Genomic DNA, 19,536 nt, shown 5'->3' with positions numbered 1-19,536 from the left:
GTATCGTCAGAGGGATAAATTTAGGGCTAACAAAAAAAACCAAACCTACCATGCGTAAAATTTTATTCACCCTAGCCTTGGCGATTTTATCCTTGGGCAGTTTTGCACAGCAGGCGGTCATCCGAAATCCCGTGATCGAAAAACTAGTGCAGCAGGTTTCCGCAGATAGCCTAAAAAAATACATCTACGACTTATCCTCTTTTCATTCCCGACATACACTGAATACGGATGAAAAAAACGGCATGATTGCCGCACAACGCTACGTGCTCAAAAAATTCAATGAGTTTGCCAAAGCTTCAAATGGTCGCATGACTGCTCAGATCGAAGAGTTTATGACTCCAGGCGATGGACGCAGAATCGTAGCTGACTCCAAAGTTGCCAACGTGATTGCCACGCTCAAAGGTACCAATCCGGCTGATAAGCGCATCGTGGTGGTTTCCGGACATTTGGATTCCAGAAATCGTGATGTGATGGACTTCGAAGGTGCTGCACCAGGAGCCAATGACGACGGTAGCGGTGTGGCTGTGGTGATGGAATTAGCGAGAGTGCTGGCACAGAAAGAGTTTTCCTCTACTATTTTGTTTGTAGCATTTACCGGTGAAGAGCAGGGACTCAAAGGCGCCACCTACCTAGCCGACAAAGCCAAGTCTGAAGGATGGCAGATCGAAGCTGTCCTCAACAACGACATTGTAGGTAACAGCAACTCATCCGAAACACTTATCAGCAACAACACCCTGATGCGGATTTTCTCCGAAACTGTTCCTTTGGCAGAGGATGAACGAGGTGCCACCATCCGTCGCTCTACCAACTCGGACAATGACAGCCCTTCCCGTCAGCTGGCCCGATACATCAAGGAAACAGGAGAGCGCTATGTCGATCACATGGAGGTGAAGTTGATCTACCGAAGCGATAGATTCCTCAGAGGAGGTGATCAGACACCTTTTATGCGCAATGGATTTACCGCTGTGAGAATGTCCGAAATGAATGAAAACTTTCTCCATCAGCATGAAAATGTGCGGGAGGAAAATGGAATCCAATATGGAGATCTACCTGAATTTATGGATTTTGAATACCTGAGAAAAGTGTCTGCCGTCAACCTGTCTTCTGCGGCCTCCCTAGCCAACTCTGCTGGAATGCCTCAGGAAGTTCGAATTGACGTCAGAGGTCTAACCAATAAGTCAACACTAAACTGGAAAGCTCCAATACAAGGAAAGGTCAAAGGATATTATGTGCTGATGCGAGAAACCTCCTCACCGATGTGGGAAAAGAAATTTTTCACCACCGAAACCACCATTTCCCTTCCATATAGCAAGGACAACTATTTCTTCGCTGTTCAATCAGTAAGTGAATCAGGTGAAGAAAGCTTGGCCGTTTTCCCTTCTCCACAGACCCGTTGATCTAAACCAATTCTAAATTTCAAGAAAAAAGGCATTTCGGGAATCTTTGAGTGGGCTGATTTAGTTAGATTGAAGTAACATTTTATAAACTACTTCTATGAAACAGAAAGAAATCGTAACGCTTCAGCGTTCCTTACTTCCAGATACCGAGGTTTTACTCAACAAGCAGATTGAAATGGAAGGCAAATCATCTGCCTATTACCTGTCTATGGCTTCATGGTGTCATATGATGGGCTATGCTAATGCTGCCAAATACCTCTACACGCACGCAGATGAGGAAAGAATGCACATGATGAAGATTTTTCAATATGTAAACGAGGCGGGAGGTCATGCCATTCAGCCGGAAATTACAGGCGTGAGACATCACTTCAATTCCTTGAGAGAGGTTTTTGAATTGATTTTGGAGCATGAAATCAAAGTAACCAAATCGATCAACAGCATTGTTGACCATGCTTTCGGGGTGAAAGACTTCGCTACTTTCAGCTTTATGCAGTGGTATGTAACCGAACAACGCGAAGAAGAAACCATGTCACGAAGAGCGCTTGAGCTATTTGACATTATCGGAGAAGAAGGCATTGGCCTTTGGACCATTGATCAGGAATTGGGCAAACTACATGCAGCAGCAGATTCCGGTCAATAGGAAGGTCTTAGTACGTATCAAAAAAGCGGCAATTGCCGCTTTTTTGCTTTACATAAGATAGGTTGAATCAAAATTCACCTATTCAAATGACCATGATTTATTCTCTTCCAGTCTCTTTTGTGATCTGATTTTTATGTGTTAATTCAAATTCGATTTTCATCTGATTTTTAAAAAGCACTTTCATGAGTAATTCAACCTTTGATCTACAGATCCAGTTTTTCCAAAGGCTAAAATCAGCCATTCCATCCCATGCTTCTCTGGTGGATGAGGTAGCTGAGACGTTGGATTTGAGCATAGACAGTGCTTACCGCAGAATCCGTGGAGAAAAACTACTTGACTTGGAAGAGTTAAGTAAGCTCAGCCGCAAATTCAACATCTCCTTGGACAACCTCTTTTCCTTAAACTCCAACTCGATTCTGTTTCAGGGAAGACTTCCCAACAAAACAGCGAGCGCCTTTATGGATTGGATGGAGGATGTGCTTGCCCAATTGAATCTGGTCAATAGTTTCAGCAAAAAACACGTGTACTTTTTGGTCAAAGACATGCCCCCTTTTCATCATTACTATCACCCGCTTTTGGCTGGATTTAAGTTTTTCTTTTGGATGAAATCCATCCTGGACATGGAAAGTCTAAAAAATGACATCTTCAGTACAGACAAAAATTACTTTGCCCCTTTTCAGGAAATCACCCAGAAAATACTGCGGGTATATAACCGGGTCCCCACTTCGGAAATATGGAATGAAGAAAGTCTAACCACCACGCTACGGCAAATTGAAGTCTATCATGAAATGGGGCTTATCGCAAATTCTGACATCACAAACCGCCTATATCAATGCGTTCTTGAAGTGATAGACCATTTAGAGAAAATGGCGGAAAATGGAAAAAAGTCATTTTTGGGCCAATCCCCAACTTCAGAAAGTGCAGAGTATAGGCTTTATGTCAATGAAATTGTTTTGGGAGACAACACCTTTATGGCCGAGATCGGCGATACTAAAATCACCTATCTCAATCACAGCGTCATGTATTTTGCTGGATCGGTGGATCAACAATTCAACGAAAGCATGTTTCGCAACCTGGAAAACCTTATGAAAAAGTCCACCCTCATCAGCGGTACAGGAGAAAAGGAACGCAAGCAATTTTTCAATAAACTCCGAAAAAAGGTACAGGCCAAAATTGCCTTGATTTGATTTCAACTCTTCTTGCCAACTGTCTATTTTCCATTTGAGTCCTTTGATCATTTCGGTATCTTGGGCAAATGAATTCGACCAAATACGCCTTCCAAGTAGTGATTTTGCTGAGTATTTGGGCTTGTAAATCTGAGCCTAAAGAAAGCATACAAGAAGTAGAAGAATCTTTTGTTACTTTTTCAGATCCTGAACCACCAATCAAAGAACCGGGAATGGTATGGATCCCTGGAGGGGAATTCACCATGGGTACCAATGATTCTGATGCCTACGATGCCGAGAAGCCTGCAGTCAATGTGGATGTTTCCGGATTTTGGATGGATGAGACAGAAGTCACCAATGCACAATTTGCCGAGTTTGTCAAAGCCACAGGCTATATAACTGTTGCAGAAAGAGCGATCAGTTGGGAAGAATTGAAAAAGCAATTGCCTCCCGGTACACCCAAGCCCGATGATGCGGCACTTCAGCCCGGATCCTTGGTTTTTTCCCCACCTACTCAGCCCGTTCCATTGACAGACATTTCCCAATGGTGGGTTTGGAAAATCGGAGCCAATTGGAAGCATCCCGAGGGACCTGAAAGCAGCATTGAAGGAAAAGAAAATCATCCTGTAGTTCACATTGCCTATGAAGATGCAGAAGCATACGCCAAATGGGCAGGAAAAAGATTGCCAACAGAGTTTGAATGGGAATTTGCAGCTCGAGGTGGCGTCAACGGAAAGCGATTTGCTTGGGGGGATGAACTCACTCCTGAAGGAAAATTCTTGGCCAATACCTTTCAGGGCAATTTCCCAAATCGTAACGAAGGATCTGACGGGTACCTCGGCACCTCACCGGTCAAAGCATTTCAAGCCAATACGTTTGGATTGTTTGACATGATCGGAAATGTCTGGGAGCTCACTTCAGATTGGTACGATGCGCTCAAATACGCTCGGATTGCCGGACACGCCCCAAAGCTTGACGCAGGCATGAATCCTTGCTACAATCCAAACAATCCCTACGCCATGGAGCGAGTGATCAAAGGGGGATCATTCCTCTGTGCTGCCAACTATTGCGTCAATTACCGGCCCTCAGCCCGTCAAGGTCATGCCTTTGATTCGGGCACCTCCAATGTGGGATTCCGACTGGTCAAAGATGCTTCTAAACCTGCCTCAAACTCTACCTTGTAAATTCTGTATTGAAAGACCGACAAATGATCAAAAAATTCATTTTTTCCGTTTCACTAGCTTTCTTAATTGGACACCAAACTTTTTCCCAGCTTCAACCAGGCTTTTCCCCGGAAGAATACCGGGATTTCTTAACCATCACAGCGGGTAGCGTCAATGACACTTCTTTCACCAACGGAATCCCAAAAAATCCAAAATTCAACAAGGTGTATGAATCACCCTTGGTAGGACTTGAAAACAAATGGTATCTGTGGATTGAGGATGGAAAAAAGACAGCCTGGCTTACCATCAGAGGCACTGCAAATAATCCTACTTCCTGGTTGGCTAACTTTTATGCTGCGATGATTCCAGCTAAGGGAAGCTTGAGAATCAGAGAGGACTACCAGTTCAATTACCAATTTGCAGATCATCCTAAGGCTGCAGTACATGTTGGGTGGACACTTTCTACAGGAGCTTTGGCAGAAACATTGGTTCCAAAGATGGATTCATTGTATCTGGCTGGATATCGGGATTTTGTCATCTCTGGTCATAGTCAAGGAGGGGCGATCACCTACTTGATGACCTCCCATCTTTATCAATTGCAAAAGGAAGGGCGCTGGAAAGAACCTATCCGGATTAAGACCTATGCAAGTGCTGCACCAAAGCCTGGAAACCTGTTTTTTGCCTACCACTACGAATTTATTACTCAGGGTGGTTGGGCCTACAATGTGGTCAATGCCGCAGATTGGGTACCTGAAGTTCCGTTTTCCATCCAAACGATAAATGACTTCAATGCCACCAATCCATTTTCGGATGCTAGCAGTTTTATCAAAAAGCAAAAGTTTCCTCAAAAGCTGGTCTTTCGGAAAGTGTATAACAAACTCAATAAACCCACCCGCAAGGCACAGGAAAACTTTGAAAAATACCTCGGCAAATTTGCAGGAAAACAAGTGCTAAAGACCCTGCCTGAATTCCAATCACCTGATTTTTATCCAAGCAACCACTTTACCCGGGCGGGCAATTTTATTATCCTTCAGACCAATGATGCCTATTGGGACCGATTTCCTGACAATAAGGATAAAGTCTTCCAGCATCACATGATCCGGCCGTATTATTTTCTTCTGAAGCAGCAGTACGAGGTAAAATGAGTTAAAGAAAGTTCGAGGTTCGAGGTTCCCGGCTTTGAAAGATCTTTGGATAATTCCTCTTGAAATAAAAGAACAAACAGGTTGAAAAAAGAAACTTTTCCAAAGTTCAGAACTTTGGAAAAGTTAAACGGAGCGCTAAGTATCTATACTAAATTATGCCCTTCTCCGGATGCTTTCCGGTGACGGTTCGGCCAAAGGCTTTCATCTCCTCGATTTGCCCATCCATATCCCCATTAGGATAGATACAGGGTCCAATCCCAGCTTCTTTCTTTTTATAGTCCAAATAGCCAACTACCACCGGAACATCCGCTCCAAGTGCAATGTGATAAAACCCTGTTTTCCATTTTTTTACCGCACTTCGTGTTCCCTCTGGAGTCACCATGACCACCAGCTCATCCCGTTCCTTTAGCATCTGTACCATTGCCTCGGTGTAGGTCTGTTTTCTTCCTCCGGGGATCCTTTTTCGATCAATGGGAATAGCCCCAAGTCCTGAAAGCAACCAACCCAAAGGACCGATCATGACTTCCTTTTTGATCGTAAATCGAACCGGAATATCCATTAGGTAAAAAGCCGCACGGGCATACAGAATATCCCAATTGGAGGTGTGAGGAATAGCAATCAGGACAGCCTTTTTAAGTCCCTTCGGCCAATTGGCATTCAATTTCCATCCGGTAATCCAGAAGATAAATCGGGAAAGTGCCTTCATCATAGCGTTTCAGTTGTTTCTTTTTGGGGTGAAGTAATGAGGTCTTGCATGGATGGGTTTTCTTCAAACACACGCATGGTCTGATCGTATCCTGCCTGAAAGAGGTCTGGTGCTTTTTTAATGTCAAACACGCCGTATTTTCCCAAACCGGGTGCTTCGATGAAAAAGTCACACTTGGATTTTCGGCTATAGACATTGAAGTTCATCGTCATGATCACCGATCGCTCGATCAGATTTTTCATGTTTTTTATATTGCTTTCTTCCGGTAGGTGATTGCAATTGACACCGATCACCACATCGCAAATCCCTTCCAAGGGCTCCACAGGAAGATTATTCAGCACTCCACCATCTACCAGAAATCGGTTACCAATTTGGATCGGTTCAAACATGCCAGGAATACAGGAAGAAGCCAAAATCGGCTTGATCAATTCTCCTTCATCAAAATAGACCACTTTTCCCTTTCGGATATCTGTAGCGGCCACGGTAAGCGGAGTTTTGAGCTTCGCAAATTCGTTATGAGGCAGGTACACTTTAAACAGGTCTGCCAAGCTTTCCATTTTGAGGATGCCTTTCCAAGAAATTGCAGGCCGCATGAAGCGGAAATAGTTGGTCTCCAAAATGATTTTCAATACTTCTTCGGGCTGATAGCCTTGGCAATACATTGCCCCGGCGATCGAACCAGCGGAACTACCAGTCACTTTGGTGGGGTAGATTCCAAGCTCATTAAGTGCCTTCAGGACTCCCAAGTGAGAAATCCCACGAACACCGCCTCCCGAAAGGGCAAGACCAATTTTAAGTTTAGAGCTCATCGAGACGGAAAGTTTGATCCAATCGTACGCCTTTCTCGGTCATTTTTACCGTGCAGCACTCATTGACAGGATCATGCTCGAGGAAAAGCACATACTTTTCGCGTGCAGCTTCCTCCAAAAATGCCTGCTTTTCACTCATCGTAATCAATGGTCGGGTGTCATAGCCCATCACATACGGCAAAGGAATATGGCCGACAGAGGGAAGTAAATCCGCCATGAAAACCACCGTATGGCCTTTGTAGCTGATTTTCGGCAGCATCTGCTTATCAGTATGCCCATCTACAGTCATCACGTCAAAGCCTGGGAAAAGTGACTTTTTCTCCAAATCCACAAATTGTAAGACTCCGTGATCCTGCATCGGTTGGATATTTTCTTCGAGAAAAGATGCCTTTTCTCTTGGATTAGGCTTGGTTGCCCAATTCCAATGATCCGAATTGGACCAATACGTCGCACGAGGAAAGGTAAGTTCATATTGCCCATGTGAACCATACCGAATCCCTCCCCCACAGTGATCAAAGTGCAAGTGGGTCAAAAACATATCGGTAATATCGGTGGGATGTACGCCCAGATTTCTGAGGCTTTGATCCAAAGAAGCCTCTCCATGCAAGTAGTAATGAGAGAAAAATTTGGCGTCTTGCTTATCCCCTATCCCATTGTCGATCAGAACTACCCGATCTCCATCTACTGCCAAAAGGCATCGCATAGCCCAAGAACAAAGGTTGATTTCGTCAGCAGGATTGGTGCGAGACCAAAGAGACTTGGGCACCACTCCAAACATAGCACCACCATCTAATTTGAAAAATCCAGTATCTACCGTATACAATTCCATCTTGGGTTCTTCTTGGGTTTAAAAACCAAAAGCAACCTTTCCCAGGGTGGATAGATTGCTTTTTGGCTATATCGGTTTGCGTTTCCGCAATCTCTTAATCTCTTACTCTCTTTCTACTATTCAACCACCACGCCCATGGAGCAAAACTTATCAATTCGCTGCTCAATGCGTTTTTCAGGTTTGATTTTATCGAGTTCTTTGAGTGCATTTAAGATTACCTCTTTGATGGTTTTAGACATCATTTTGAGGTCTTTATGCGCACCTCCCAGTGGTTCGGGTATGATGTCATCGATCAATCCGTTGGTTTTCATGTCTTTGGCTGTCAGTTTCAACGCTTCAGCTGCCTGCTCCTTGTAGTCCCAAGATCTCCAAAGGATAGAAGAACAGGATTCAGGAGAAATCACTGAATACCAAGTATTTTCGAGCATATATACCTTGTCACCAATAGCAATACCCAATGCACCACCGGAAGCACCTTCACCGATGATGATGCAGATGACCGGCACTTTGAGCAGAAACATCTCTTTCAAGTTGCGGGCAATCGCCTCACCCTGACCTCTTTCCTCTGCTTCCAATCCTGGAAATGCACCCGGAGTATCGATCAAGGTCACAATAGGCTTTCCAAATTTCTCGGCCATTTTCATCAGGCGGAGTGCCTTACGGTAGCCTTCAGGATTGGCCATCCCAAAGTTACGTTCCTGTCTTTGCTTGGTATTTCGGCCTTTTTGCTGTCCGATAAACATGACCGTACGGCCATCAATATCTCCTAGCCCACCTATCATGGCTTTGTCATCCTTTACGGTACGATCTCCATGAAGCTCTATGAAGTCATTGGTAATCTCATAGATGTAATCTAACGAGTAGGGTCTGTCTGCGTGTCGGGAAAGCTGCACACGCTGCCAGCGAGTGAGATTGTCAAAAGTCTCTTTTTTCAAAGCCAGGATTTTTTCTTCTAAAGACTCAATATCACTGCTTAGATCAATGTTCCGGCCCTTAGCCAAGTCTTTCATTTCCTGAAGTTTTTGCTCTAAATCAGCAATGGGTTTTTCGAATTCTAATACCATTTTGGTGATTTTTGGAAGAGGCAAAGATAAGGATATCTAGTTACCGTCAACAAGAGCTGGGTGTCTAATTGACTTTCTTGGTTTCGTTTTCAAGCCTAAAAAAATCAATAAACTTCAAAATTCAGGGTGATTTTGATCCTTAGAGTTCGACAATATTTTTTAATGGAAGGAAAAGGAAGAAACTAAAAAAGCCTACTAACAAAAAAGCCTCAGATTTCTCTGAGGCTTTAAGGAGAATGGACAGCCTGTCCCGAGCATCCAGAGGACTCGACCACGAGACCGTCTTTTTAAATCTTTTATTAGTGCAGATTCCTTTCACCAAACCATTTTCTTTAGCGCCTTTGAGTCTTCGTGGCCAAATGGAATAAAACAAAAAAGCCCTAGATTTCTCTAAGGCTTTAAGCGGAATGGACGGGACTCGAACCCGCGACCTCCTGCGTGACAGGCAGGCATTCTAACCAGCTGAACTACCACTCCTAATGGTCAAGCTTTAATTAATCTTATGCGGAATGGACGGGACTCGAACCCGCGACCTCCTGCGTGACAGGCAGGCATTCTAACCAGCTGAACTACCACTCCGTTTACCTTCACTTTTGAAGTGGTGCAAAGGTAGATAAATGAATTTTAACAGCAAGACATCAAGTTTATTTTTTTGGAACTCGGGGTTTATCTGATTCTTTTTCAAAAAGATAATTTTGAAAACAGAAATAGATTTTCCTCCAATTGGTCTTTAACCAACCAAATTGAGAAGATTCCAAAGGTAGTCATGGACTTTTTCTAGTACTTCCCTGTTTTTCAAAAATGAATTTGGTAAGTCAGTTTTTTGCGCCTTTGAGCCTGAGTGGCAAACATCAAACCACTCGCTCATCCACCAGCACATCCACATTGGGATGAAGCCAAAGCAGGGAAGCAGGAAACTGCGTATTTACTTCCGGCTTTAACAAGCGTTCAAAAGCCTCCTTTTTGCCTGAACCTGCAATAAAAATCAAGATCTTTTTGGATTGAAGGATATTCCCCACTCCCATCGTCATTCCAAATGTTGGAGGTTGCTTGAGGGATTTGATCATGCCATTATTCAGGGTAGACTCGGCCAATTGACAGACATGAAATTCCAGTTTCAATACCTCTCCAGGTTCATTCAAGGCAATATGTCCATTCACCCCAATCCCCAAAATACAGATATCCAAAGGACCTTCTCGTTGAATCACCCCTTCCATTTGACGACAATCCCCTTCCGGGTCAGCTGTGAAAGGATCGATGGTCCAGTAGCGGTCTGAAGAAATCCCCATAGGCTGAACAAACTTGGTCTGCACATCGAGCTCTGAAGTAAAGGTTGATCCTTCCTCCAAACCACCCCACTCGTCCAATTTGATCACGCGTAGCTGATTGCAAAAGCTTGGATTTTTTGCCTTTTCAGCTACTAGTTGGCTATATAGCCCCGAAGGCGATCCCCCACTCGCCACGCAAAACAACAGATTTGGCTTTCGGTCAATTTCATTTTTGACAAGTTCAAAGCCCTTACGGCTCATGGTTTCAAAGTCAGGGAGGTAGTGGATATTCATGTTGGGATTCTTTTAAAGAGTAAATCAAATAGGCTCTTAAATATCAATCAAAATCCTTTTCAAGTCATTTATTTTTCTAAAACTGAAATTTATTAAACCACAATAGGCACATAGAAAAACCCTATTCCTTAATTCACACTGAAACAATTGCTCCGTCAGGAGCATAATCTTGGTAGAAAAAAAGTCAAAGCTACCCCTAGCGCTGGACACCAAAAGCTGGTTTGGAAACGAAAGCTTGTACCAACGCAATAGAAAAAGACATTTTAAAACCACACTAGACACATGGATAACACATAGGGGTATCCTTGATTTTCTTTAAATCCAAATCTTTTGCGTCTTGATGCCTTCGTGGCAATTACTCCGGTAGGAACATAATCTTGATAGAAAAAAAGATTAAAAACCACACTAGACACATAGATAACACATAGGTGTATCCTTGATTTTCTTCGAATCCAAATCTTTTGCGTCTTGATGCCTTCGTGGCAATTACTCGGTTAGGAGCATAATCTTGATAGAAAAAAAGATTAAAAACCACACTAGACACATAGATAACACATAGGAGTATCCTTGATTTTCTTCGAATCCAAAACTTTTGTGTCTTGATGCCTTCGTGGCAATTGCTTCGGTAGGAGAATAACCTTGATAGAAAAAAAGATTAAAAACCACGGTAGATACATGCATAACTCATAGGTGTGTCCTTGATTTTCTTCGAATCCAAATCTTTTGCGTTTTGATGCCTTCGTGGCAATTCCCCATTATTCCAGACCTATACGGTTTAACCTTTGAGCTCTCTAATTTATCCTTGGTGACCTTAGCGGTTAAGCTTTATGAACTCTTATTTCACCTTCGAGCCCGTTGCGGCTGAAAAATCACTTCTTCCTTCTTAACTTATCCCCATCTTAGTTTACCAAACACCAACCATTACCTTATGAGAAAAATTTACCTCAGTGCTTTGGCCTTGATGCTCGTTGCAAGTCCACTGATGGCACAGAAAAAAGCCGCCCCAAAACCCGATCCGCTCAAGCAATCCGTACAGCAAGCCATCGATTCCCGGTTTGCAGACATGATGGAGCTCAGCGACAAAATCTGGGCTTTTGAAGAAATCGCCTTTCAAGAAACCCAATCTTCCGCAGCTCTTTCCGCCTATGCCGAAAAACTCGGTTTTAAAGTCACCCGAGGCGTGGGCGAAATCCCAACCGCCTTTGTGGCAGAATACGGCTCAGGAAGCCCGATCATCGGTATCATGGGAGAATTTGATGGCTTACCGGGCCTTTCCCAAAACAAAGTCCCTTTCAAAAGCCCACTCCATGCCGGAGCACCGGGTCATGGCTGCGGTCACAATCTTTTCGGCGTTGCATCCCTTGGCGCAGCATCTGCCATCAAGGATCTCATCGCTTCCGGCAAACTGAAAGGCACGATCCGCTTTTATGGTACTCCAGCCGAGGAAAAATACTTCGGCAAACTCTGGATGATCCGTGCCGGACTGATGGACGATGTGGACATCATGATGGACTGGCATCCTGCCGACGAAACCAAAACCGAAGTCCAAAAAGGACTGGCTCTGGTAGACTTTATCGTTGAGTTCAAAGGACAGGCGGCCCACGCTTCCGGTGATCCATGGAATGGCCGCTCCGCTTCCGATGCCCTCGAACTCTACACCACAGGCATCAACTATTACCGCGAGCATATCAAACCTACTGTTCGCATTCACTACCATATCCAAGATGGTGGACAAGTCGTCAACGTAGTACCTGACTACAGCCGACTTTGGGTGAGAGTACGTGATACCAGCCGTGAAGGACTTATGCCGGTATGGAAACACGTGGAAAAAATGGCCGAAGGAGCTGCCATCATGGCTAATGTATCCCACGAAGTGAAACTCGTATCCGGTGTGCATGAGATCCTGGTCAACCGAACCGGTTCGGCGGTGATGCAAAAGAACATTGAAAGCCTAGGAGCGATCACCTATACTGCAGAAGAACAGGAATTTGCCAAAAAGATACAGGAAGCCAATGGCAAACCGCTCGTAGGGGTGATCTCTGAGATTAAGCCGATGGAAGAAACCCAAGAGCACAGCATGGGCGGAAGTACAGACGTAGGTGATGTCAGCTGGGTCGTGCCTACCATCCGAATGGGTGCAACCGTAGCCCCCACCGGTACACCTTGGCATTCTTGGGCGGTAGTCGCCTCTGTGGGGATGTCCATCGGCCACAAAGGAATGGGCTATGCAGCCAAAGCACTTGCCATGACCATGGTGGATCTGTACCAAAACGAAACCCTGAGAAACGAGATCAAAGCCGAATTCAAGCAGAAAAAAGGAGACTATGTCTACAAGGGCATTATCCCTGATGGCCCTCCGCCATTGAAGGCTGGATATTGATAAATTAGAATTAGAATTATAAAACAACCACTTCGATAAGTATACGCTTGACGAAGTGGTTTTTCTTTTAAATTCATATTACTCAAGATCACAAGATCCCAATGACCTATTCAAAAACCCTCCTTCTCTTTTTTCTTATGTTAGGGATTAGTGAAACCCTAAAAGATCCACGAACTGAATTTTTCCCAAAGTTGGAAGAGAAGCCTGAAGCAATTCCTGCCAAAGAAAACCTGTGGGTGTTTATTCTAGCAGGTCAATCCAATATGGCGGGACGGGGAAAAGTCGAACCGATGGACACGATTCCCGATCCTCGGATTCTGACCATCAACAAAACCGGAGAGGTAATTCTTGCCAAAGAACCGCTTCACTTCTACGAACCCACCCTGACCGGATTGGATTGCGGACTTTCCTTTGGCAAAGAACTGCTGAAGTACATTCCCGACAGCGTTTCCATTTTGCTACTTCCCACAGCAGTTGGCGGAAGTGCCATACAGCAATGGATCGGCGATGAGACGTATCGGAATGTGTCTCTATTTTCCAATTTCAAGGAAAAAGTAGCCATTGGGAAACAATACGGAACCATCAAGGCCATCCTTTGGCATCAGGGAGAAAGTGATGCGGCATCACGGGAGACTATCGACATTTACGATAAGCAATTGGGGGTTTTATTCAGCAAGTTTAGGGCTGAGGTCGGGAATCCTAATCTGAGCATCTGCTTTGGACGATTGGGTTCTTTTTCCAAAACGGATGAATCCTGGCAAGCCATCAATGCCAAAATGGAAGACTACCAAAAAACCGATCCCTTTTCTTATCTGATCCAAACCAAGGACTTGAACCATAAAGGTGATTTCATTCACTTCGATTCCGAAGGACAGCGCGCCATGGGAATCAGCTTTGCGAAGGCTTATATCCAACGGGGATTTATCGTAGTGGAGTGAAGTCCTCAAACATCAATGGCAAAATCGTAAAGGGGGTATTGCACTTAGGAAGGTTGGTCGAATTGATTTATATTCACTTCAACTGAAACTGTAGAGGTATGGAACTGATCAACTACATCCTGAGCATTGATCCAAACTATATGTTGATTGGCTTATTGAGTCTTTTTTTCTTTTTGGAACAAGTGACCGTCAATCCTTATCCCTTCAAAAACCGAGGGAAGCACCTTTTCCAAAACCTCCTTTTCCAGCTTTCCTTGACCCTTTTGAACCTGATTTTTCTCGGAATCCAACTGCAATGGATCGAATGGTTGACACTCAACCAAATCGGACTTTTGCATTGGGCTGAGTGGCCTTATTGGGTCAAACTTGCCTTGGGTGTAGCCTTGTATGATCTAACCACCTATTGGATTCATCGGGCATCACACAAAGTTCCCCTGCTTTGGAGATTGCATCGGGTTCATCATAGCGATACCCACATGGACTCCACCACCACCTTACGGTTTCATCCATTGGAGATCATTTTTATCTACCAAACCGGAAATGTCATCACTGCAGGGCTCTTCGGCACAGATATGACAGCTTTGGCACTTTACTACTTTATTGTGTACATCTTTTTCTTTCTCGAGCATTCCAATTTGAAATACCCGAAGTGGTTAAATCACACGCTTGGACTGGTGCTCGTCATGCCGGATCATCATCGGGTACACCACCACAAAGATCAACAGTACACCGACTCCAATTTTGCCGACATCTTTATCCTTTGGGATAGGATTTTCAAAACTTTTAAATGGATTCCTGTAAAAAAGAATGACTTTGGATTGGATGAATTTGACTCTGAAGACAAGCAAACTTTTCTTTACCTGATGAAAAGTCCTTTTCTCTCTATTCGAAAAAAGTCAGAAGATTCAAAGGCATAAAATCTGAATGTTCTCTTTCCCAATCAATTAACCTTATGAAATGCCCATGAGAAAATGCTTCTCACACAACTTGTCCCGAACTGGTTTCGGGAGGCGAATGATTATCCCTAGCATTCCATGTGGCAAATGAAAGTTAAATTATAAACACATGAAAAACCTATTTATCCTATTCGTCTTTCTTTTTACTTCTCCCGCTTTTTCACAATCGGCTGATCAGCTTCAGGTGGAGCAATTGATCCAAAACTCCTTTGATGAAATATTCTCCAAGTATGATGCGACAAAGCTTACCGACTTTTACACGGAGGACTTTTTACTATTGGAGCACGGCGAATTATGGGACATGGCGTTTATCAGAGACTACCTCGGCAAGGCAAAAAGCAATCCCAACCCTCCTACCCGTACCAACCGATTTGAGTTTATCAAGACCGTAGTCGAAGGAGACCGGGCCTGGGTAGCCTATCACAATTACGCCACGATCTCCCGGGACGGAAAAGTCCTTCGTGAACTCTATTGGTTGGAAAGTGCGACTGCCATCCGAACTGAAAGAGGTTGGAGACTGGACATGCTTCACTCCACTCGAGTGGTTCAGGAGAAATAAAAAATCCCAGACCTTATGGGTCTGGGACGTTTGAGATTACTTAAACAGCTTCTCTAAAATTTTGTAGGTAATCAGATAGGTGGGTCTCACGCCTTCCATACCCAATGCTCCCGAAGCTAGCGTACTGCCTGTTTCCAACGGATTATCTGATGCATAATAGGCATAAAGTACCTTGACATTGGAGCGGATATTTCCGCGGATTTTGGATGCCGACTGAATCGCTTTTTGGTAGTGAGCGCCTTCCATTTCCAGGCCTACTGCTTTCCAGGATGACTCCATAAAGTAAGTCAGAATGTCCCTATTTTGAAGGGAGGTACCTAGCACAGTAATCATCGAACCTTGGTAAACACCCAAACCATACCCTTCGAAATCAGACTTTTTCAGCTCATTTTTGAACGGGTAATTGTCGGCAGTTCCTTCAAATACGTGAGAATTTGGCACCATCAAGTCGCCTTTGCCACCATGCAGGATGCCTGCTTTTCCCATGATGGAAGTTGAAACTACATTGAGTGGATACTTTTTACCGTTTTTGGTATAAGGCTTTAGCAACTCATCAAAGCACTCATAGGCTTGCTCACCAAAGGCATAATCCATGACGACAAACACCGGGCGCTTTTCTTTTTCCTCCGGAAGCGATGTACCCGGGATCAGAGAACTCTTTTCCAAGTGTGCTGTATCAATGATCTGAGCCCCGATGTTGGTTCCTGATTCATCTGGCAAATCGATGAATCCGTGCTTTTCAGCATATTCCTGAATCTTTTTGCCTTGATTGTTTTTGGCTTTGATGGAAATATCAGTAGCTATTTGCTCGATCTCTTCATAACTCTTGGATCCGAGTGCCTGATGCGCGTAAATGGTATTCAGGACACTGTGCAGGTTGGCAGAAATGATGTGAATCGGACGATTGATCAGCCCTTTCTCGAGTAAGGTTTCCTTGATTCGATCTGCCCAAAGTTCGCCATAAACATGGTGTCCTACCCGCTCCCGGAGCGTAGCTGAGAAGCTGATTTCTCTATCCAGGCCTTGTGTTTTTTCCTCCATTGCCAATTTGCCCAAGTGATAAACAATGGAGAAAAGGCTATTGGAATTGGAGCTTTTGGAAAATTTACCAACGGCAGCGATGGTTTCTTCAAAAGTTCGTCCTATGATATGACTCAGGTAAGCAGAAGCACATTCAATATCGAGTTCCTCACCTCGCTGTTCTCTTTGGACAAACTCCTCCAGCATGCTCCAATTGGAAGAAATCCTTCCTTTGGGATCCGTGCTGTTTCGGTAAATTTTATTGGATTCGATGTAGAGAAACGAAAGGTGGGTCAAGATATCGTAGATATCCGACCGGCCACGAGTCATCTCCACATACATGATTTGTTCGTCGAGTCTATAACAATTCCGCTTACGACGGGGCGGCACCAAAGGCACCAAATGGGAGGTCTCATACCCCTCTCGGCTGATCAGACGGATGTAGCGACACTCTTCGATTCCTTTAGGCAAGCGCTCCATGACATAAAGCAAACCGTCTAATTCGATCTTTTCGGTATCGGTAAGCGACCCGTAAATCTCCGGGCTCAGAGTCATCAGAGCTTGAATAAGTCCCTCGCCTGACACACCCATAGGCTTGTAACTACCCCGGTTAAAAAGATGGCGCATCGTAATATATAAGCGCTCTATTGCTGCTCGGGACTCTTGGGCTCTGGTTCTCTTCATTTGCATAAAAATCAGTTTAATTCGGCGAAATTAGAGATAAAACCTGATTTAGCCAGTCGAGATTGAGCAAATTGAGCCGATTTACTTTCCCTTATTAGGATATCCATACGATTTGGAGATTAAACCCGCATGATGAACTAGACTTCCTATTCCGAGCACAGAATGCTTTAAAATCAATCGCTTTGTTGCATTTAACTCATTCACAGGAGCGACACTATGCTTCACTTGTTAAACGCTTGATTTTCTAGCATTTTGACCTCTCACAACGGATCCTAATGTATCATGAAGGTTTAAAAATCAAGTGAATCAGTTTCTTTTATGCACTTCTTTTTTGAGCCTAAGACCCAAACCAAAAAAACCTTCTCCGAAACCAAAAGACCTTATTCCAAGCCTAATTTCAGGTTCTAGAATAAGAGTTTCTTTGAATTTTAACTCTTTCCCAATTTTCAACAGTGGTCCAAACGTGACCCCGGGATTGATACGATAGTCGGTTAGGGAAATTTCCCCCTGGTCTCGTTGCCCCCAAGTAGAAAAAATTTCAACTTGAGGTCCAAGGGAAATCTGAGCAAATCGAGTGGAAATTCGGTAAAGGATTGGAATCGAAACAAACCCTTCAGAAACCCTCGTCCATTCGCCGATCGAAAAATTCGGACCGTCTATAGATAAATAGATGTCCTGCTGGTTTGTCCTATAAAAAAGACCAAACTCCAAACTACCTCTTCTGGATAAGCCACGCTCGTAGGTAATACCCGCTATCGGATTAAAGTCATATTCCATAGACTGCCCGGCAAGCAGGATTCCCATTTTGTCCGAAACTTTCTCTTGGGAAAATCCTTGGGAAAAAGGAAAAAACAAAATTGAAAAAAGAAATAAGGCTGATCTCCAAAAACTCAACAACGACATCATTCTGATAAAATTAAAATCCCTATCAAGAAAAAAATATTAAACTAAAAATACAACAGATCCTAGTCTTTATTTCTTATTTTCTTAGTCTATCAGCAAAGTGTTTCTTTAACTTTTCTACTTTGGGCCTTACCACAAACTGACAATAGGGCTGCATGCCATTTTGATTGTAATAATCCTGATGATAATCCTCAGCTGGGTAGAAATTGGTAAATGCAGTAATTTCTGTTACAATCGGAGCATCAAAAACTTGAGCCTGATTTAACTCTGATTTCATTCTTGAAGCAATTTCCTTCTGGGCATCTAGCAAATAAAAAATGGAAGATCTATACTGAGGACCTACGTCTGCGCCTTGTCTATTGAGCGTGGTGGGGTCATGAGTTGCCCAAAAAACTTCAAGAATGGCCTCGAGCGTAATTTTGTTTGGATCGAAAATCACCTGAATAACTTCTGCATGGCCCGTGGTTCCGGTGCAGATTTGCCGGTAAGTGGGTTTTTCGACCAGTCCACCTGCATAGCCGGAGATCACTTCTTTGACACCTTCCAGCCTTTGAAAAACAGCCTCAGTGCACCAAAAGCATCCACCTCCAAGTAAAATCACCTCGTAGCCAACAGGTATTTCAAGTTTTGTAAGAGGAAGTTGAGAATTGAAAGTCATTGATTTTTTTGGGAATACAACTGCAGAAAATCTCAATAAGTTTTTATACGGGAAATTCTAACCGGTCCTTTGGGAAGCTCATTCGGATCAACCGGCAGATCTTTTTGGGTGACTAGGATGAGCCCTTCCCGATACATAGCCATCATAACTTCCTGAACATCGGGCATAAAATACCTCCAATCTTCAGGATAAAGTTTCCTCACTACTTCAGAGGGACAAAAACTTGAATTTCTCCTGTAGCAAAAATCAAGAATAGCAGTCCTCAATACTTCCATTTCTCCAAATTAATGGCAAACCATCACAAAAGCCGGCGGGAGATTTTTGAAGGTAAATTTGGCATCTACTTTTGAGAAGTATTTAAGAAATAGTTTTTTGAGCAAATAGGAATAGCAAATCTGTATAAACTTTCCTTTAGGCTTCAAGCATTCTCTTGACTGCCTCATGATTTGATCCGTGGCTTCTTTGGGAATCAAACTAAAGGGCAAAGAAGAAAGCACGTAATCCACCTTTCTCGAGCCGATGTAATTGGCAATATGCTCCGCAGAATCATTGATGATCTTGACATTAGCTTGAGGAAATTGCTTCTTCATAGCTGCACAAAAAGACGGGTTGATTTCAAAAACCAGCAACTCCGCAGAGGGATTTAAGCGATCCACAATACCTTGTGTGATGCTTCCATCACCACCTCCCAGTTCGACTACCAAATCAGCGTGTGCAAGATCAGTAAAGGACAACATTTTTTTAACTAAAGCTTTAGAACTAAAAGTCACAGCTCCTGTGGTAGTAAGGTTGGAATAAAGCTCAACCAACAAATCTGATTTACTCATATTGTGAAAATGACCATGGAAGATACCTGATTTTGGCTTATATTTTGGAAAAACTGACAAAACTTAATTAAGAAAATATGGCCCAAAAGGCTGAAATCCGATCGACATTTTTGGATCAAACTCAGAAAGT

Annotated in this window: 19 protein-coding genes and 2 tRNA genes; 9 read left to right on the top strand and 12 right to left on the bottom strand. The window is 43.6% G+C overall.

The window, feature by feature from the left end; all coding sequences use genetic code 11:
* The first annotated feature begins 50 nt into the window (after positions 1-50).
* From ACFPIK_RS02710 to ACFPIK_RS02690, 5 genes are all read left to right on the top strand, one after another.
* Complete coding sequence (locus ACFPIK_RS02710; protein ID WP_377911962.1) at positions 51-1,397, top strand: M20/M25/M40 family metallo-hydrolase; 1,347 nt, start codon at positions 51-53, stop codon at positions 1,395-1,397.
* A 97-nt stretch (positions 1,398-1,494) separates the two neighbouring features.
* A complete protein-coding gene (locus ACFPIK_RS02705) occupies positions 1,495-2,037 on the top strand; it encodes a ferritin (protein WP_377911960.1) in 543 nt (180 codons plus the stop codon).
* A gap of 182 nt (positions 2,038-2,219) precedes the next feature.
* On the top strand, positions 2,220-3,224 hold the full coding sequence (locus ACFPIK_RS02700) for a helix-turn-helix domain-containing protein (protein WP_377911958.1): 1,005 nt from the start codon (positions 2,220-2,222) through the stop codon (positions 3,222-3,224).
* Positions 3,225-3,292: 68 nt separating this feature from the next.
* Positions 3,293-4,387, top strand: coding sequence for a formylglycine-generating enzyme family protein (locus tag ACFPIK_RS02695; protein WP_377911956.1), 1,095 nt, complete (start codon positions 3,293-3,295; stop codon positions 4,385-4,387).
* 23 nt (positions 4,388-4,410) lie between these two features.
* A complete protein-coding gene (locus ACFPIK_RS02690; protein ID WP_377911954.1) occupies positions 4,411-5,511 on the top strand; it encodes a lipase family protein in 1,101 nt (366 codons plus the stop codon).
* Between the two features lie 148 nt (positions 5,512-5,659).
* Here ACFPIK_RS02690 and ACFPIK_RS02685 read toward each other — a convergent pair whose 3' ends face one another.
* The 7 genes from ACFPIK_RS02685 to ACFPIK_RS02655 all read right to left on the bottom strand — a co-directional run bounded on the left by ACFPIK_RS02685 (position 5,660) and on the right by ACFPIK_RS02655 (position 10,481).
* Positions 5,660-6,220 carry a 1-acyl-sn-glycerol-3-phosphate acyltransferase gene (locus ACFPIK_RS02685; RefSeq protein ID WP_377911952.1) on the bottom strand — a complete coding sequence of 187 codons (561 nt, stop codon included), beginning with the start codon at positions 6,218-6,220 and terminating at the stop codon, positions 5,660-5,662.
* Positions 6,217-7,026, bottom strand: a complete 810-nt coding sequence (locus tag ACFPIK_RS02680) for a patatin-like phospholipase family protein (RefSeq protein ID WP_377911950.1) — start codon at positions 7,024-7,026, stop codon at positions 6,217-6,219. The genes ACFPIK_RS02685 and ACFPIK_RS02680 overlap by 4 nt, the downstream gene beginning before the upstream one ends.
* Positions 7,016-7,855: an MBL fold metallo-hydrolase gene (locus ACFPIK_RS02675; protein WP_377911948.1), complete on the bottom strand. Its 840-nt coding sequence runs from the start codon at positions 7,853-7,855 to the stop codon at positions 7,016-7,018. Before ACFPIK_RS02675 ends, ACFPIK_RS02680 begins: the two co-directional genes overlap by 11 nt.
* Before the next feature lie 116 nt (positions 7,856-7,971).
* The gene (locus ACFPIK_RS02670; protein ID WP_377911946.1) at positions 7,972-8,919 is read right to left on the bottom strand and encodes an acetyl-CoA carboxylase carboxyltransferase subunit alpha; all 948 of its coding nucleotides are present in this window, start codon (positions 8,917-8,919) and stop codon (positions 7,972-7,974) included.
* 403 nt (positions 8,920-9,322) lie between these two features.
* Positions 9,323-9,396: transfer RNA gene (locus ACFPIK_RS02665), tRNA-Asp, on the bottom strand.
* 28 nt (positions 9,397-9,424) lie between these two features.
* Positions 9,425-9,498: transfer RNA gene (locus ACFPIK_RS02660), tRNA-Asp, on the bottom strand.
* A gap of 272 nt (positions 9,499-9,770) precedes the next feature.
* Entirely contained in the window at positions 9,771-10,481 is a 711-nt protein-coding gene (locus ACFPIK_RS02655) for a 6-phosphogluconolactonase (protein ID WP_377911944.1), read from the bottom strand.
* 928 nt (positions 10,482-11,409) lie between these two features.
* Between ACFPIK_RS02655 and ACFPIK_RS02650 the strand changes: the two genes are divergently transcribed.
* The 4 genes from ACFPIK_RS02650 (at position 11,410) to ACFPIK_RS02635 (ending at position 15,314) form a co-directional block, all read left to right on the top strand.
* Positions 11,410-12,861 (top strand): amidohydrolase, encoded by a 1,452-nt coding sequence (locus ACFPIK_RS02650; RefSeq protein WP_377911942.1) that lies wholly within the window; start codon positions 11,410-11,412, stop codon positions 12,859-12,861.
* Between the two features lie 191 nt (positions 12,862-13,052).
* On the top strand, positions 13,053-13,799 hold the full coding sequence (locus tag ACFPIK_RS02645; protein WP_377911940.1) for a sialate O-acetylesterase: 747 nt from the start codon (positions 13,053-13,055) through the stop codon (positions 13,797-13,799).
* Between the two features lie 98 nt (positions 13,800-13,897).
* Positions 13,898-14,716, top strand: a complete 819-nt coding sequence (locus ACFPIK_RS02640; protein ID WP_377911938.1) for a sterol desaturase family protein — start codon at positions 13,898-13,900, stop codon at positions 14,714-14,716.
* A gap of 148 nt (positions 14,717-14,864) precedes the next feature.
* Positions 14,865-15,314, top strand: a complete 450-nt coding sequence (locus ACFPIK_RS02635; RefSeq protein WP_377911936.1) for a DUF4440 domain-containing protein — start codon at positions 14,865-14,867, stop codon at positions 15,312-15,314.
* A 36-nt stretch (positions 15,315-15,350) separates the two neighbouring features.
* On the opposite strand, the gene ACFPIK_RS02630 is transcribed toward ACFPIK_RS02635, so the two are convergent.
* From ACFPIK_RS02630 to ACFPIK_RS02610, 5 genes are all read right to left on the bottom strand, one after another.
* On the bottom strand, positions 15,351-17,018 hold the full coding sequence (locus tag ACFPIK_RS02630; protein ID WP_377911934.1) for a DUF6909 family protein: 1,668 nt from the start codon (positions 17,016-17,018) through the stop codon (positions 15,351-15,353).
* A 306-nt stretch (positions 17,019-17,324) separates the two neighbouring features.
* A complete protein-coding gene (locus ACFPIK_RS02625) occupies positions 17,325-17,822 on the bottom strand; it encodes a hypothetical protein (protein ID WP_377911932.1) in 498 nt (165 codons plus the stop codon).
* Between the two features lie 175 nt (positions 17,823-17,997).
* Positions 17,998-18,579 (bottom strand): peptide-methionine (S)-S-oxide reductase MsrA, encoded by a 582-nt coding sequence (gene msrA / locus ACFPIK_RS02620; protein WP_377911930.1) that lies wholly within the window; start codon positions 18,577-18,579, stop codon positions 17,998-18,000.
* 32 nt (positions 18,580-18,611) lie between these two features.
* Entirely contained in the window at positions 18,612-18,854 is a 243-nt protein-coding gene (locus ACFPIK_RS02615) for a DUF3253 domain-containing protein (RefSeq protein WP_377911928.1), read from the bottom strand.
* A 9-nt stretch (positions 18,855-18,863) separates the two neighbouring features.
* The gene (locus tag ACFPIK_RS02610; RefSeq protein ID WP_377911926.1) at positions 18,864-19,406 is read right to left on the bottom strand and encodes a class I SAM-dependent methyltransferase; all 543 of its coding nucleotides are present in this window, start codon (positions 19,404-19,406) and stop codon (positions 18,864-18,866) included.
* Positions 19,407-19,536 lie beyond the last annotated feature (130 nt).

The organism is Algoriphagus aquatilis (genome assembly GCF_042657405.1).
Lineage (GTDB): Bacteria > Bacteroidota > Bacteroidia > Cytophagales > Cyclobacteriaceae > Algoriphagus > Algoriphagus aquatilis.
This window is presented reverse-complemented; position numbering and strand designations above follow the sequence as displayed.

Coding starts and splice junctions, on each gene's coding strand:
- ACFPIK_RS02625 (WP_377911932.1), bottom strand. CDS start 17,822: ATGGGAATCCTGCTTGCCGGGCAGTCTATGGAATATGACTTTAATCCG.
- ACFPIK_RS02635 (WP_377911936.1), top strand. CDS start 14,865: ATGAAAAACCTATTTATCCTATTCGTCTTTCTTTTTACTTCTCCCGCT.
- ACFPIK_RS02680 (WP_377911950.1), bottom strand. CDS start 7,026: ATGAGCTCTAAACTTAAAATTGGTCTTGCCCTTTCGGGAGGCGGTGTT.
- ACFPIK_RS02710 (WP_377911962.1), top strand. CDS start 51: ATGCGTAAAATTTTATTCACCCTAGCCTTGGCGATTTTATCCTTGGGC.
- ACFPIK_RS02695 (WP_377911956.1), top strand. CDS start 3,293: ATGAATTCGACCAAATACGCCTTCCAAGTAGTGATTTTGCTGAGTATT.
- ACFPIK_RS02670 (WP_377911946.1), bottom strand. CDS start 8,919: ATGGTATTAGAATTCGAAAAACCCATTGCTGATTTAGAGCAAAAACTT.
- msrA (WP_377911930.1), bottom strand. CDS start 18,579: ATGACTTTCAATTCTCAACTTCCTCTTACAAAACTTGAAATACCTGTT.
- ACFPIK_RS02700 (WP_377911958.1), top strand. CDS start 2,220: ATGAGTAATTCAACCTTTGATCTACAGATCCAGTTTTTCCAAAGGCTA.
- ACFPIK_RS02630 (WP_377911934.1), bottom strand. CDS start 17,018: ATGAAGAGAACCAGAGCCCAAGAGTCCCGAGCAGCAATAGAGCGCTTA.
- ACFPIK_RS02640 (WP_377911938.1), top strand. CDS start 13,898: ATGGAACTGATCAACTACATCCTGAGCATTGATCCAAACTATATGTTG.
- ACFPIK_RS02655 (WP_377911944.1), bottom strand. CDS start 10,481: ATGAATATCCACTACCTCCCTGACTTTGAAACCATGAGCCGTAAGGGC.
- ACFPIK_RS02650 (WP_377911942.1), top strand. CDS start 11,410: ATGAGAAAAATTTACCTCAGTGCTTTGGCCTTGATGCTCGTTGCAAGT.
- ACFPIK_RS02705 (WP_377911960.1), top strand. CDS start 1,495: ATGAAACAGAAAGAAATCGTAACGCTTCAGCGTTCCTTACTTCCAGAT.
- ACFPIK_RS02615 (WP_377911928.1), bottom strand. CDS start 18,854: ATGGAAGTATTGAGGACTGCTATTCTTGATTTTTGCTACAGGAGAAAT.
- ACFPIK_RS02675 (WP_377911948.1), bottom strand. CDS start 7,855: ATGGAATTGTATACGGTAGATACTGGATTTTTCAAATTAGATGGTGGT.
- ACFPIK_RS02690 (WP_377911954.1), top strand. CDS start 4,411: ATGATCAAAAAATTCATTTTTTCCGTTTCACTAGCTTTCTTAATTGGA.
- ACFPIK_RS02610 (WP_377911926.1), bottom strand. CDS start 19,406: ATGAGTAAATCAGATTTGTTGGTTGAGCTTTATTCCAACCTTACTACC.
- ACFPIK_RS02685 (WP_377911952.1), bottom strand. CDS start 6,220: ATGATGAAGGCACTTTCCCGATTTATCTTCTGGATTACCGGATGGAAA.